Source organism: Pseudarthrobacter linnaei (genome assembly GCF_055412825.1).
Map to the genome: position 1 here is coordinate 147,818 of NZ_JBVAYX010000004.1, position 13,280 is coordinate 161,097.

12 protein-coding genes are annotated in these 13,280 nt (G+C 68.0%); 11 read left to right on the top strand and 1 reads right to left on the bottom strand.

Annotated features, from left to right (window positions below; genetic code table 11):
* The first annotated feature begins 2 nt into the window (after window positions 1–2).
* The 3 genes from ACZYZ3_RS05870 to ndk are packed head-to-tail and all read left to right on the top strand — an operon-like array spanning window position 3 to window position 2,268.
* Window positions 3–1,361 carry a bifunctional folylpolyglutamate synthase/dihydrofolate synthase gene (locus ACZYZ3_RS05870; RefSeq protein WP_463962890.1) on the top strand — a complete coding sequence of 453 codons (1,359 nt, stop codon included), beginning with the start codon at window positions 3–5 and terminating at the stop codon, window positions 1,359–1,361.
* Between the two features lie 3 nt (window positions 1,362–1,364).
* Window positions 1,365–1,808: a DUF4233 domain-containing protein gene (locus ACZYZ3_RS05875; protein ID WP_463962891.1), complete on the top strand. Its 444-nt coding sequence runs from the start codon at window positions 1,365–1,367 to the stop codon at window positions 1,806–1,808.
* Window positions 1,809–1,848: 40 nt separating this feature from the next.
* Entirely contained in the window at window positions 1,849–2,268 is a 420-nt protein-coding gene (gene ndk, locus ACZYZ3_RS05880; protein WP_463962892.1) for a nucleoside-diphosphate kinase, read from the top strand.
* 116 nt (window positions 2,269–2,384) lie between these two features.
* On the opposite strand, the gene ACZYZ3_RS05885 is transcribed toward ndk, so the two are convergent.
* A complete protein-coding gene (locus ACZYZ3_RS05885) occupies window positions 2,385–3,056 on the bottom strand; it encodes a vitamin K epoxide reductase family protein (protein WP_463962893.1) in 672 nt (223 codons plus the stop codon).
* A 472-nt stretch (window positions 3,057–3,528) separates the two neighbouring features.
* Here ACZYZ3_RS05885 and ACZYZ3_RS05890 point away from each other — a divergent pair, with 472 nt between their 5' ends.
* From ACZYZ3_RS05890 to ACZYZ3_RS05925, 8 genes are all read left to right on the top strand, one after another.
* Window positions 3,529–6,792 (top strand): Rne/Rng family ribonuclease, encoded by a 3,264-nt coding sequence (locus ACZYZ3_RS05890; RefSeq protein ID WP_463962894.1) that lies wholly within the window; start codon window positions 3,529–3,531, stop codon window positions 6,790–6,792.
* A 218-nt stretch (window positions 6,793–7,010) separates the two neighbouring features.
* Window positions 7,011–7,790 (top strand): bifunctional hydroxymethylpyrimidine kinase/phosphomethylpyrimidine kinase, encoded by a 780-nt coding sequence (locus ACZYZ3_RS05895; RefSeq protein ID WP_463962895.1) that lies wholly within the window; start codon window positions 7,011–7,013, stop codon window positions 7,788–7,790.
* A gap of 208 nt (window positions 7,791–7,998) precedes the next feature.
* Window positions 7,999–8,307 carry a 50S ribosomal protein L21 gene (rplU, locus tag ACZYZ3_RS05900; RefSeq protein ID WP_282380108.1) on the top strand — a complete coding sequence of 103 codons (309 nt, stop codon included), beginning with the start codon at window positions 7,999–8,001 and terminating at the stop codon, window positions 8,305–8,307.
* A 60-nt stretch (window positions 8,308–8,367) separates the two neighbouring features.
* Window positions 8,368–8,631, top strand: a complete 264-nt coding sequence (rpmA, locus tag ACZYZ3_RS05905; protein WP_120949928.1) for a 50S ribosomal protein L27 — start codon at window positions 8,368–8,370, stop codon at window positions 8,629–8,631.
* 117 nt (window positions 8,632–8,748) lie between these two features.
* The gene (gene obgE / locus ACZYZ3_RS05910; RefSeq protein WP_463962896.1) at window positions 8,749–10,338 is read left to right on the top strand and encodes a GTPase ObgE; all 1,590 of its coding nucleotides are present in this window, start codon (window positions 8,749–8,751) and stop codon (window positions 10,336–10,338) included.
* Window positions 10,328–11,539, top strand: coding sequence for a glutamate 5-kinase (gene proB, locus ACZYZ3_RS05915; protein WP_463962897.1), 1,212 nt, complete (start codon window positions 10,328–10,330; stop codon window positions 11,537–11,539). The genes obgE and proB overlap by 11 nt, the downstream gene beginning before the upstream one ends.
* Before the next feature lie 26 nt (window positions 11,540–11,565).
* Window positions 11,566–12,960 (top strand): glutamate-5-semialdehyde dehydrogenase, encoded by a 1,395-nt coding sequence (locus ACZYZ3_RS05920; RefSeq protein WP_463962898.1) that lies wholly within the window; start codon window positions 11,566–11,568, stop codon window positions 12,958–12,960.
* Window positions 12,961–13,040: 80 nt separating this feature from the next.
* Window positions 13,041–13,280: a hypothetical protein gene (locus ACZYZ3_RS05925; RefSeq protein WP_463962899.1), complete on the top strand. Its 240-nt coding sequence runs from the start codon at window positions 13,041–13,043 to the stop codon at window positions 13,278–13,280.

Consider the following 13,280-nt stretch of genomic DNA (forward strand, 5'->3'; position numbering starts at 1 on the left):
CCATGACCGACGAATTCTCCGTAGAAAGCGTCTACGCCGAGCTGCTGGGCCGGGCGCCGGAAAACAAGATGGAGCCGCGGCTGGCCCCGCTGCACCGGGCCATGGACATCCTGGGGGAGCCGAACAAGGCGTTCCCGATCATCCATGTCACCGGCACCAACGGCAAGACCTCCACGGCCCGCATGATCGAGGCCGGGCTGCGCGCGCACGGGCTGAGCACCGGGCGGTACACGAGCCCGCACCTGTCCAAGGTCACCGAACGGATCAGCATCGACGGCGCCCCGGTACCGGATGAGACCTTCGTCCGGATCTGGGACGAAATCCGCCCGTACCTGGCCATTGTGGACAGTGAACTCGAGGCCGAAGGCCAGCCCCGGCTGACGTACTTCGAATGCCTCACCATCCTGGGGTTCGCCGTCTTCGCGGACCAGCCGGTCAACGTCGCCGTCATCGAGGTCGGCCTGGGCGGGATCACCGACGCGACCAACGTCGGCGACGGCCAGGTCTTTGTGGTCACCCCGATCTCGCTGGACCACACGGACCTCCTGGGCGACACCACCGAGGACATCGCCTACGAAAAGGCTGGCATCATCAAGCCCGGCGGTTTCCTGGTCAGCGCCGCTCAGCCCCGCGACGCGGCCCAGGTGCTGCTGGAAAAAGCCAAGGAAACCAACGTCCCGTTCCGCTTCGAAGGCGTCGAGTTCGGCGTCGAATCCCGCACCGTGGCCGTAGGCGGCCAGATGGTCACCATCCAGGGCATCGCGGGCCGCTATGAGGACCTGCTGGTGCCGCTGCACGGCGCGCACCAGGCCGAGAACGCCGCCGTCGCGATTGCCGCGCTGGAGGCCTTCTTCGGCGCCGAAAAGGCGCTCGACGCCGGGCTGGTGCAGGAGGCGTTCGCCTCGGTCACCTCGCCGGGCCGGCTGGAGGTGGTGCGCACCGCGCCGACCATCATCGTGGACGCCGCGCACAACCCCGAGGGTATCCGGGTCTCCGCCGAGGCCATCCACGAGGCCTTCAGCTTCACCAAGCTGGTCGTGGTGGTCGGCGTCCTGCGGGAAAAGGACGCCGAGGAAATTCTCCGGCAGCTCAAGGAATCCCTCGGGGACCTGGCCGCCGAATACTGCTTCACGCAGTCCAACTCGCCCCGCGCGGTGCCGGCCGAGGACCTTGCGGAACTCGCGCTGGAGCTCGGTTTCGGCGAGGAGAACATCCACGTGGCCGAAAAGCTCGACGACGCCCTCGAATGGGCTGTGGAACGGGCCGAAGCCAACGACGACCTCGCCGGCGGCGTCCTCGTCACCGGGTCCATCACACTCGTGGCGGAAGCCCGGATCCTGCTCGGAAAGGCGGAGGCGTAGCCCATGGCGAAACTCACCAAAGCCCAGCGCGAATGGCAGCCCGGCATGCCCAAGAAACGCCGCTCCACCAAAGTCCTGTTCGCCTCCACGGTGCTGCTGCTGGAGGCCTTCGTGGTGCTCTTCGGCACCCTCACCGTCTTCGGGCTGCGGCGGGATGAATTCCCGCCGGTCCTGATCTTCTCGGTCGGGATCACGCTGAGCCTGGTCTACGCCCTGACCTGCGCGGTGCTGACCAAACCGTGGGGAGTGGCCCTGGGCTGGATCCTGCAGATTGTGCTGATCCTGACCGGCATCCTGGAACCGGGCATGTTCCTGGTCGGCGGCCTCTTCGCGGTGGCCTGGTGGTACGGCATCCGCACCGGCATCCGGATCGACCGGGAGGCTGCCCAGCGGGAACGCGAACAGGCCGCCTGGGACGCAGCCCACCCCGAAGATCAAAGCAACTAGACTAATTTTCGAACCCCGTCCCCAACACATTGGAGCAGCTGTGAGCATTGAGCGCACCCTCGTCCTGATCAAGCCCGACGGCGTCAGCCGAAACCTGACCGGCAGCATCATCGCCCGCATCGAGGCCAAGGGCTACACCCTGGCCGAGCTCAAAAAGGTCGACGCGAGCCGCGAACTGCTGGAGCAGCACTACGAGGAGCACGTGGGCAAGCCGTTCTACGAGCCGCTCGTTGAGTTCATGCTCAGCGGACCGGTGGTCGCGGCGATCTTCGAGGGCCACCGCGTGATCGAGGGCTTCCGCTCGCTCGCCGGCACCACGGACCCGACGACGGCGGCCCCCGGGACCATCCGCGGCGACTTCGGCCGCGACTGGGGCCTGAAGGTACAGCAGAACCTGGTCCACGGCTCGGATTCCGTGGAATCGGCGGAGCGCGAGATCAAAATCTGGTTCCAGGACTAACCTCCGGACCCACCCTCCCCGCAGGGGTGACAGTTGAGGCCCATGTTCGTCACGAACATGGGCCTTAACTGTCACCTCGGCGGGGGGAGCCGGTGGTCTCAACGCGGGTCGGGCGCCTAGTAGCCGGAAGTCCCGATGAAGACCTGGATGAAGGCGAAGAAGATGGAGGCGACGACGGCGACGTAGAGCAGCGCCGTGATGATCCAGCCGGAGTCGCCCAGGATCCTGGTGGCGCCGGCGGGCAGGCGGATGACGCCGTGGGCCACGTTGCGGACGGTGACCCAGACGAACAGGGGAATCATGGCAGCCCAGACGACCATGCAGAACGGGCACAGGATGTGGATGGAGTACAGCGCCTGGGACCAGAGCCACACCACGAACGCGAAGCCCAGCGTCACGCCGGCCTGCATACCCAGCCAGTACCAGCGGGCGAACGTGGCGCCGGCGAGCATGCCCATGGCCGTGGTGATGACGACCGCGAACGCCACGATCCCCAGAAACATGTTGGGGAAGCCGAACACCGAACCCTGCCAGGTCTGCATGACCTGCCCGCAGGAGATCCACGGGTTCACATCGCACACCGTCACATGGCTGGGATCCTTAAGGACCTCCAGTTTTTCCAGCACCAGCGCCCCGGAGGCAAGCCAGCCGACGACGCCGGTGACCAGCAGGAGCCATGCGAACGGGCGGTCGCGGGTCATCGGAGGCAACAGCCGTTCCGCGACAGACGTCCTGGAGCCTTGCTGCTGCGCGGCGGCTTCGCTGGTGGCACTGGAGATGGTGGGCATGGAATGAAAGTCCTTTGGTCGGTGCAACTGGTCCGATTCTATCGCCGGAGACTGGATGAAGCCCGGGAGCCGTGGTGCCGTCCCCAGTGATTCCGTCCACGGTCCGGGCCGGATGCCTCCCTTACGCCTGATTTAGCGGGTCCTGTGAGACAATGATCGTGGCTGGAACCCGATCCACATCCGGATTCCGGTCCGGCGCCTTTGTTCCCAAGACCGCTAATGATGAGCAGGGAGCCACGGATCCTCTGATCCCGGCTGTCCCGCAATGCCATTGGACGGCACCTGGTTGTGACGTGTAGATCAACGGGTTTCAGAACAATTCCGCCGGCCCTCCAGGGCTGCCGCACCCCACTGCCGGTGCGAACCTGAGGGTATCCAATTGACTTCTGTCAATGCCTGCGGGTGTTGACAAATATTTGCCCCCACGGGTGCCGGATGTGGCGGTAACTCAGGGGCAGGAGTGTCGCCACATATGGATAATGACCAGGTTGTAACGGCCAACGACAACGCCCTCGGTGCCGAGGCGCCAGCAGACGCCGCTGCTGCGGCAACGCCGCCGAAGCGGCCGGTCCGGACCCGCCGCAAGGCTCTCCCGAAGACGGGAGCCCCCGCTGACGCAGCGGACACCGCAGCCGCATCCGCGGAGGCAGCCGACGCGGCAGTCCCCGCGGAGGCAACCCTCGCAACCGAGGCTCCGGCCGCGGAAGCCAAGGCCAAGGCACCCGTCCGCCGGTCCCGCGCCCGCAAGGTAGCCGCACCGTCCGAGCCCCTCCCGGCCCTCGCCGACGACGCCGCAGCAGCTGGCGCCCCGGCTGCCGCCGAGACCGCGGCCGCTGAAGTTCCGGCTGAGAAGCCGGTCCGGCGCCGCGCCAGCCGGGCGAAGGCCGCTGCCCCCGCCGCCGCTGCCCCCGCCGCGGAAAGCCCCGCCGCTGGGACCCCCGTCGCTGGGACCCCGGCCGCGGCAGAGTCCGCAGTGACGCCGGAAACAACAGCAGCAGCCGCGCCCATGGAAGCAGCAGCCGAAACCGCTGCGCCACCAGCAGCAGAAGCAACAGAAACGCCCGCCGCAGCACCCTCGTCCGCCGCATCGCTCTTCCTCGAGCCGGGAGCGGTCAGCTCGATGATCTTCCAGGCCCCCGACCTGGCCACCGTCGTGCGCCCGGCCCAGGCAGCCGCCGCAGTGGCGGAAGCCGAGGAAGAAGAGGGCGAGGAAGATGAAGGCGAGGACGCCGGAAGCCGCCGTCGCCGCCGCAGCCGCGGACGCCGTGGACGCAGCAGCCGCGGATCCGACAGTGAGCCCGGCGCCGAGAACGAATCCGAAGACGCCGCAGAAGAAACAGACGAGGACACCGAGGAGCAGCTGGAAGACGGTGTGACCTCACGCCGCCGCCGCCGTCGCCGCCGTGGCGACCAGGACCTCGAACTGACCGGCGGGGAAGACAACGACCCGCCCAACACGGTGACCCGCGTCCGTGCCCCCCGGGCAGCCACCGAGGCGCCCGTCAACAACCGCGTCACGTCCCTCAAGGGCTCCACCCGGCTTGAGGCAAAGAAGCAGCGCCGCCGCGAATCCCGCGACACCGGCCGCCGCCGCACCGTCATCACCGAGGCCGAGTTCCTGGCCCGGCGCGAGTCGGTCGACCGCCAGATGATCGTCCGCCAGCGCGACGACAGAATCCAGATCGGCGTCCTCGAGGACGGCGTCCTGGCCGAGCACTTCGTGTCGAAGACCCAGCAGGATTCCCTGATCGGCAACGTCTACCTGGGCAAGGTCCAGAATGTGCTGCCGTCCATGGAAGCCGCCTTCGTCGACATCGGACGCGGCCGCAACGCCGTGCTCTACGCCGGTGAAGTCAACTGGGAATCCGTCAACCTTGAGGGCAAGCAGCGCCGGATCGAGAACGCGCTGAAGTCCGGTGACTCCGTGCTGGTCCAGGTCACCAAGGACCCGGTCGGGCACAAGGGCGCCCGCCTCACCAGCCAGATCTCGCTGCCCGGCCGCTACCTCGTGTACGTTCCCGGCGGTTCCATGACCGGAATCTCCCGCAAACTGCCCGACGTCGAACGCAACCGCCTGAAGCGGATCCTCAAGGACCGCCTGCCGGAAAATGCCGGCGTCATCGTCCGCACCGCCGCCGAGGGTGCGTCCGAGGAAGAGCTCACGCACGACATCAACCGCCTCCGCGCCCAGTGGGAAGGGATCGAAGGCCAGTCGACCTCGACCAAGCTCCTTGCCCCCGAGCTGCTCTACGGCGAACCCGATCTGACCATCAAGGTGGTCCGTGACGTCTTCAACGAGGATTTCTCCAAACTGATCGTCTCCGGCGAGGAAGCCTGGGACACCATCGAGGCCTACGTCACCTACGTGGCGCCTGACCTCGTGGGCCGGCTGGAGAAGTGGACCAAGGACACGGACATCTTCGCCGCGTGGCGCATCGACGAGCAGATCCACAAGGCCCTGGACCGCAAGGTCTTCCTGCCCTCCGGCGGCTCCCTCGTGATTGACCGCACCGAAGCCATGACCGTGGTGGACGTCAACACCGGCAAATTCACCGGCAGCGGCGGCAACCTCGAGGAAACCGTCACCAAGAACAACCTCGAAGCAGCCGAGGAAGTCGTCCGGCAGCTCCGGCTCCGCGACATCGGCGGCATCATCGTGATCGACTTCATCGACATGGTGCTCGAATCCAACCGCGACCTCGTGCTGCGCCGCATGGTGGAGTGCCTGGGCCGGGACCGGACCAAGCACCAGGTCGCGGAGGTGACTTCGCTGGGCCTCGTGCAGATGACCCGCAAGCGGATGGGCACCGGGCTGCTGGAAGTCTTCGGCGAGCAGTGCGAAACCTGCGACGGCCGCGGCATCGTCACCCACGATGAGCCGGTGGAGCACCGCCGCGCCAACGTCGTGGCGGCCGAGCACCACGTCCCACGGACCGAACACCAGCCCGCCGCCCGGACCGAACGCAAGAGCCGCCGCCGCGGCAGGGGCGGCCAGGGCACGGACGAGCTGTCCGCCCCTGCGGCAGTCCACGCCGAGCCCACCGAGGCCGAGCGCCACGCCAAGGCTGAGGCCACCCGGGCCGCGCTGGCGAACATCGCCGCAGCGGCGCACGCCGCCCACCTCCATGACGGGGAGGCAGCCGCCGCTGCCGACGCCGGGGCCCGCCAGGCCGCCCTGGAGGCAGCCGTCGAGCTGGCCGCGACGGAGGAAGCTGCGGGACGTCCCGCTGCCGTGCTGACGTTCGGCGGCGAGCAGGTCGCCCTGCCGTTCGTGGAACAGGCCGACGAGAGCGCGCCATCGCTGACCCTGGACCTCCTGACCGAGGCCTTCGCCCACCTGGGAGAAGCGGAGGCCGCCACGGCTCCGGCCGCGCAGGAACCGGCTGCGCCGACGGTGAATGCCCCGGCAACAAAGGCTCCGGCAGCCCGGAGCGCAACGGCCGCTCCGGCGCGCACGGGCGGAACCGGACCGGGACGCGCCCAGACGCCGGGTTCCCAAACCGAGGCGGAAGCCGAGCCGGGCACGTCCCGGGCCCGCCGCGGGCGCCGCAACCGCAGCGCCAGCCGCGCCCAGGGCGCAGCCAACGAGACGTCGGTGGAACAGCGCCAGGAAACCCGGCAGGCCGCCGTTTCGGTCCATGAGGCCAAGGTCCCGGCAGCCACCGTGCCGGCGACCAAGCCTGCCGCGAGCGAGCCGATCATCCTCGGTGTCGGAGTTCCGGCTTCGGAGCTCTAACACCGGAACAGTTCAGCAAGGCCGCGGGTGCGGTCCGGACGGCGTAGCAATACGGCCAGGTTCGGGCCGTGCCCGCGACTTCGTTAAGGGTGCGGCCAGGCTGGGTCCCTGACACGGGGTGCCGCGCATCGACCCTCTGACATCCAGACCCGTTGAACCTGTCCGGTTAGCACCGGCGAAGGGATGTCTCTCTTGGCCACCACCTCCTCGTTTCTTTCGTGTGTCCCTGCCCCGTCGGCACCCCGGATCCCGCGGAGGCTCGCGATCGGGGGCTCCGATCCCACCGGCGGCACCGGAATCCAGGCCGACCTCAAAAGAATTCCCGCGCACGGCGGCTACGGCACAGCGGCTACGGCACGGCGGCCGTCACCGCCCTGACCGCGCAGAACACCCGCGGCGCCGGCGCCGTGCGTGTCCCGCCGGCGGCTTTCCTCTCAGCGCAGCTGGATGCCACCAGCGCGGACATCAGCATCGACGCCGTCAAGATCGGCCTGCTGCGGGACCCCGCGGTGCCCGACGCCGTCCGCACCCGGCCGGAGAAGGCCCGGCCCGCCGTCGTGGGGCCGGGGGAGCGGGCGCCCACCCGCAACGGCCACACAACCGGATGTTCGCTGTCCCCGGCGATGGCGACCATGCAGGCCAGAATCATGGGACACGGCGGCCCGGCGGGAGTGGAGGCCGCGCTCCGCCAGGTCAAGCCCCGACTGCAGGAGGCCCTGCCCGCCTCGGCGGACCTCGACGCCGGCGCCGGCATCGACCCCGGGGAGCCAATGGCGGGCCATGGCCGTGGCCTTCCGGCGGTCGGCCCGGTACGAGGTCGGCTCCTTCGACGCGCCGCGGCTGCACGCCTGACCCGGGGAGCCGGGCGGAGCCTGTACGATAGGTGGGCACGGTTCCGGAAGTCGTTGCGGCAACATCCTGTCCATACAGAGTGGCGCCTACCACGTACCTCCCTTCGGAACCAGCCTCATTTGCGGCCGAAGGCAAAATTAGCGTAGTCTAGATCTTCGGTGCTTACGCCAACACTTGGGTTATGACCTTGAGGACGCTCCACTTGATTTCAAGTGCGATTGTCCACGGGATAGCTCATGGGTCCCCCCGGGGAACCCACCGGCGTAGAGGCACAGCGTGAGCCGGACCAGAAACTTTGGACCCAGGTTCCGCACGCAAATCTAGTAATAAACGTCGAGAGAAGTGAGTTCCCCAGTGGTGTACGCGATTGTCCGCGCAGGCGGCCGCCAAGAGAAGGTTTCCGTTGGAGACTTCGTTACCCTGAACCGCGTCCCCGGTGGAGCCGGCAGCACCTTTGAGTTGCCCGCACTGCTCCTGGTAGACGGTGACAAGGTCACGTCTGCAGCTACGGACCTGGCCAAGGTAAAGGTTACGGCTGAGATCCTTGAGGACCTTCGCGGTCCCAAGATCGTCATCCAGAAGTTCAAGAACAAGACCGGTTACAAGAAGCGCCAGGGTCACCGTCAGGAATTGACCAAGGTCAAGATCACCGGTATCAAGTAACTACTCGTTACTGTTCAGGTTTTCAGCAGATTCCCCAGAATTTAAGGCAGGCATTTCCAAATGGCACATAAAAAAGGCGCGAGTTCCACTCGCAACGGTCGTGACTCAAACGCCCAGTACCTCGGCGTCAAGCGCTTCGGCGGCCAGGTAGTTTCCGCAGGCGAAATCATCGTCCGCCAGCGTGGCACCCACTTCCACCCGGGCGCCGGCGTTGGCCGTGGCGGCGACGACACCCTGTTCGCCCTGACCCCCGGCGCTGTCGAGTTCGGCACCCGCCGCGGTCGTCGCGTTGTGAACATTGTGACTGCAGCAGCTGCAGAGTAACCACAAGTCTTAAATCGGTGGGGCGGGCCATTAGGTCCGCTCCACCGGTGTTTTAACCGCATTACAATCATCTTGGGAGTCTTCGGACACCCGGGGAACAGCACTGAGGAGATCCACGTGGCTAGCTTTGTAGACCGGGTAGTACTGCACGTATCCGGCGGTACCGGCGGCCACGGTTGTGTCTCCGTTCACCGCGAGAAGTTCAAACCGCTGGGCGGCCCCGACGGCGGCAACGGCGGCAACGGCGGCGACGTCATCCTGCGCGTCGACCCCCAGACCACCACCCTGCTGGACTACCACCACGCCCCGCACCGCCATGCCACCAACGGCGGCCCCGGCATGGGCGACTGGCGCGCCGGCAAACACGGCGAAACCCTGATCCTTCCGGTCCCCATCGGCACCGTGGTCAAGTCCAAGGACGGCGAGGTCCTTGCGGATCTGGTGAGCGAAGGCGCCGAATACATCGCAGCCGCCGGCGGCATCGGCGGACTCGGCAACGCCTCGCTCTCCTCGCAGAAGCGACGCGCCCCCGGCTTCGCGCTGCTCGGCATCGAAGGCGAATCCAGTGATGTCGTCCTGGAGCTGAAGTCCATCGCCGACATCGCCCTGGTCGGATTCCCCTCCGCTGGCAAGTCCAGCCTGATCGCGGCCATGTCGGCCGCGCGGCCCAAGATCGCCGACTACCCCTTCACCACCTTGATCCCGAACCTCGGCGTGGTCCAGGCCGGCGACGTGCGCTTCACCATTGCCGACGTCCCGGGCCTGATCGAAGGCGCCAGCGAGGGCAAGGGCCTCGGCCACTACTTCCTGCGCCACGTCGAGCGCTGCGCCGCCCTGGTCCACGTCCTTGACTGCGGCACGCTCGAATCGGACCGCGACCCGCTCTCCGACCTCGCCATCATCGAAGCCGAGCTGGAGAAGTACGCGGTCGACATGAGCTACAGCGGAGCCGACGGCGAGGTTGTGCCGCTGAACCACCGCCCCCGCCTGGTTGCCCTCAACAAGGTGGACCTGCCCGACGGCAGGGACATGGCCGAGTTCGTCCGTCCTGAACTGGAATCCCGCGGCTACAAGGTCTTCGAAATCTCGGCAACCAGCCACGAGGGCCTCCGCCAGCTCGGCTTTGCCATGGGAGAAATCGTCCAGGCGGCCCGCGACGCCCTCGCCGCCGCCCCGCCGAAGGTGCACGCCCCCATCCTCAAGCCGCGTGCGGTCAACGAATCCGGCTTCAAGATCCGCCGCGAAGAGAAGAACCTCGAACCGCTGTTCCGCGTCCTGGGCGACAAGCCTGTGCGCTGGGTCAAGCAGACCGACTTCACCAACGAGGAAGCCATCGGCTACCTCGCCGACCGCCTGGCCAAGCTCGGCGTCGAAAACGAACTGTTCAAGCAGGGCGCCAAGCCGGGCGACACAGTCGTCATCGGCGAGGACGACGGCGTCGTCTTCGACTGGGAGCCGACCATGATGGCCGGCGCGGAACTGCTGGCCGCCCCGCGCGGCACCGACGTGCGTTTCGCCGACATCGGCGACCGCCCCACCCGCGGACAGAAGCGCGACGAGCAGGTCGAACGCCGCGAGGCCAAGGCCGCCGCCCGCGCCGAACTCGAAGCCGAGCGCAAGGCCGGGATCTGGACCGAATCCGTCAGCGGACGCCGTGCCGACAAGCCGCTCAAGGAGAGTGGACTGGGCGCAGCAGATGACGAGTAAAGCCGTCACTGTACCCGCCGCGGCGGTCTCCCCGGAGCACCGCAGTGCACCGGAAAGCCGCGCAACAAGCACGGTAGCGGACACGCCGGCCCCCGACCGCGCCGTGCTGTCCGGGGCCCGGCGGATCGTCGTCAAGGTCGGGTCATCCTCGCTGACGTCCATCAAGGGCGGCATCTCTGAAGAGGCGCTGACTGAGCTCGCGGACGCCCTCGCCCACAAGCGCAACGCCGGGACCGAGATCATCCTGGTGTCCTCCGGCGCGATCGCCGCAGGGCTCGCCCCGCTCGGCCTCGCCAAGCGCCCCCGCGACCTCGCCACCCAGCAGGCGGCCGCGAGCGTGGGCCAGGGACTGCTGATGGCCCGCTATACCCACGCTTTCGGGGCCCACGGCGTCACCGTCAGCCAGGTGCTCCTCACCGCCGAAGACTTCATGCGCCGCAGCCAGCACACCAACGCCCTGCGCGCCCTGGACCGGCTGCTCAACCTCGGCGTCGTGCCCGTGGTCAACGAAAACGACACCGTCGCGACCCACGAGATCCGCTTCGGCGACAACGACCGGCTCGCGGCCCTCGTCGCCCACCTGGTCCGCGCCGACGCGCTCGTGCTGCTCTCCGACGTCGACTCCCTTTACGACGGCCCTCCCGCACACGGTGCCAAGCGGATTTCGCACGTCGCCGGCCCCGCGGACCTCGACGGCGTGACCATCGGTCGCACCGGCAAGGCCGGGACCGGCACCGGGGGAATGGTCACCAAAGTCGAAGCGGCCACCATCGCCGCAGGGTCGGGCATCCCCGCCCTTGTCACCTCTACGGGCAACGCCGCCGCCGCGCTGGCGGGCGAGGACGTGGGAACCTGGTTCTCCGTCAACGGCTCCCGCAAGCCGGTCCGCCTGCTCTGGCTGGCGCACCTCGCCTCCGTGGAAGGCACCCTGGTGCTCGACGACGGCGCGGTCAACGCCGTGCGTGACCGCCGCACCTCGCTGCTGCCGGCCGGTATTTCCGCGGTACACGGACACTTCGAAGCCGGCGACGCGGTTGAAATGGTCACCCCCGACGGCACCGTGATCGCCCGCGGCCTGGTCAACTACGGCGCTTCCGAACTTCCGCAGATGCTGGGCCGCTCCACCAAGGAGCTTGGCAAGGCGCTCGGCCGCGGGTATGACCGGGTCGTTGTTCATGTTGACGATCTGGTGCTGGTCTGAGCCTCCGGCTCGCCTAAACTGGAAGCATGACTGAGGCCCTCACCCCCCGCTCTGCCGTGCTCGCCGATAAGCCGTTCGCCGAAAGTCTGCTCCCCGCGGACGGACCGGCGGACGCCACCCGCGGGACCGGCCCGGAAACCGCTCCGGAAAGCGGCGCAACTGCCGACGTCGAAGCAGCCGTCCACGCCATCGCCGACCGCTCGCGCCAGGCCGCCCGCAGGATGGCCCGCGCCAACCGGGCCTGGAAGGACCGCGGGCTCCGTGCCATCGCGGCCGCGCTGCTGGAACGCAAAGCCCAGATCCTCGCGGCCAACACCAAGGATGTCGCCGCCGGCAAAGCCAACGGCACGTCCGCGGCCCTGCTGGACCGGCTCACCCTCACGGAGGCCCGCATCCAGGGCCTCGCCGACGCCCTGGAGAACCTCGCAAACCTGCCCGATCCGGTCGGCAACGTGGTCCGCGGCCAGACCCTCCCCAACGGGCTCCGGCTGCGCCAGATCAACGTGCCCATGGGCGTCGTCGCCGCCATCTACGAGGCGCGCCCCAACGTCACCGTGGACATCGCCGGGCTGGGCCTGAAGAGCGGCAACGCCGTCATCCTGCGCGGCGGGACCGCCGCCGCCGCCACCAATGCAGCCCTCGTCACCGTGCTCCGCGACGCCCTCGACTCGGTGGGGCTGCCCGCCGACGCCGTGCAGAGCGTCGACCAGTACGGCCGCGAAGGCGCCAACGCCCTGATGCGCGCCCGCGGCCGCGTCGACGTCCTGATTCCCCGCGGCGGCCGGGAACTGATCCAGTCCGTTGTGACCAACGCCAAGGTCCCCGTGATCGAGACCGGCGAAGGCAACGTGCACATCTTCCTGGACGCCTCAGCAAACGAGGACATGGCCGTGGAGATCCTGTTGAACGCCAAGACCCAGCGGCCCAGCGTCTGCAACACCGTGGAAACCCTGCTGGTCCACTCCGCGTCGACCGTGCTGCCCGCCGTCGCCGCGGCCCTGCGCGCCGCCGGCGTCACCCTGCACACCGACGAACGGATCCGGGCCGCGCTCCCGGCCTCGATCGCCTCGGTCCCCGCCACCGAGGAGGACTGGGCCACCGAATACATGGACCTGGACCTCGCGGTGGCCATGGTGGACAGCCTTGACGACGCCGTCAAGCACATCCGCACCTGGTCCACGGGCCACACCGAGGCCATCCTGACCAACGACCTCGGCAACGCCGAACGCTTCATCGCAGAGGTGGATTCGGCGGCCGTGATCGTGAACGCCTCCACGCGCTTCACCGACGGCGGCGAATTGGGACTGGGCGCCGAGGTCGGCATTTCCACCCAGAAGCTGCATGCCCGCGGACCGATGGGACTGACGGAACTGACCACCACCAAGTGGATCGTCCAGGGCGAGGGCCAGATCAGGGCCTAGCAACGCTGTAACATGGAACAGAAGTCCGTAACGGCGGGGATACCCGCCGTCGTCAAATCTTGAACTCACTAGGGGAGAACATGCTGTTGCAGCAGATCGCCACCATCGTCACCGCCGCTGGCGAATCAGGCCACGAGGAACTCGCGCCGCTCATCGCTCCGCCGCTCGTCATTGGCGCTGTGATGTTCGCTTTGCTCATGGTCATGCTGTTCATCACGCTGTCCTACTCCAACCTGGGCAAGCGCCACGAGGCCGTCGAGGAGCACGCGGATCCGCACCGCCAGCACCCGAACAAGCACGATCACGGCCAAGGGCACTAA

Coding starts and splice junctions, on each gene's coding strand:
- ACZYZ3_RS05870 (WP_463962890.1), top strand. CDS start 3: ATGACCGACGAATTCTCCGTAGAAAGCGTCTACGCCGAGCTGCTGGGC.
- ACZYZ3_RS05875 (WP_463962891.1), top strand. CDS start 1,365: ATGGCGAAACTCACCAAAGCCCAGCGCGAATGGCAGCCCGGCATGCCC.
- ACZYZ3_RS05885 (WP_463962893.1), bottom strand. CDS start 3,056: ATGCCCACCATCTCCAGTGCCACCAGCGAAGCCGCCGCGCAGCAGCAA.
- ACZYZ3_RS05890 (WP_463962894.1), top strand. CDS start 3,529: ATGGATAATGACCAGGTTGTAACGGCCAACGACAACGCCCTCGGTGCC.
- rpmA (WP_120949928.1), top strand. CDS start 8,368: ATGGCACATAAAAAAGGCGCGAGTTCCACTCGCAACGGTCGTGACTCA.
- proB (WP_463962897.1), top strand. CDS start 10,328: ATGACGAGTAAAGCCGTCACTGTACCCGCCGCGGCGGTCTCCCCGGAG.
- ACZYZ3_RS05920 (WP_463962898.1), top strand. CDS start 11,566: ATGACTGAGGCCCTCACCCCCCGCTCTGCCGTGCTCGCCGATAAGCCG.
- ACZYZ3_RS05925 (WP_463962899.1), top strand. CDS start 13,041: ATGCTGTTGCAGCAGATCGCCACCATCGTCACCGCCGCTGGCGAATCA.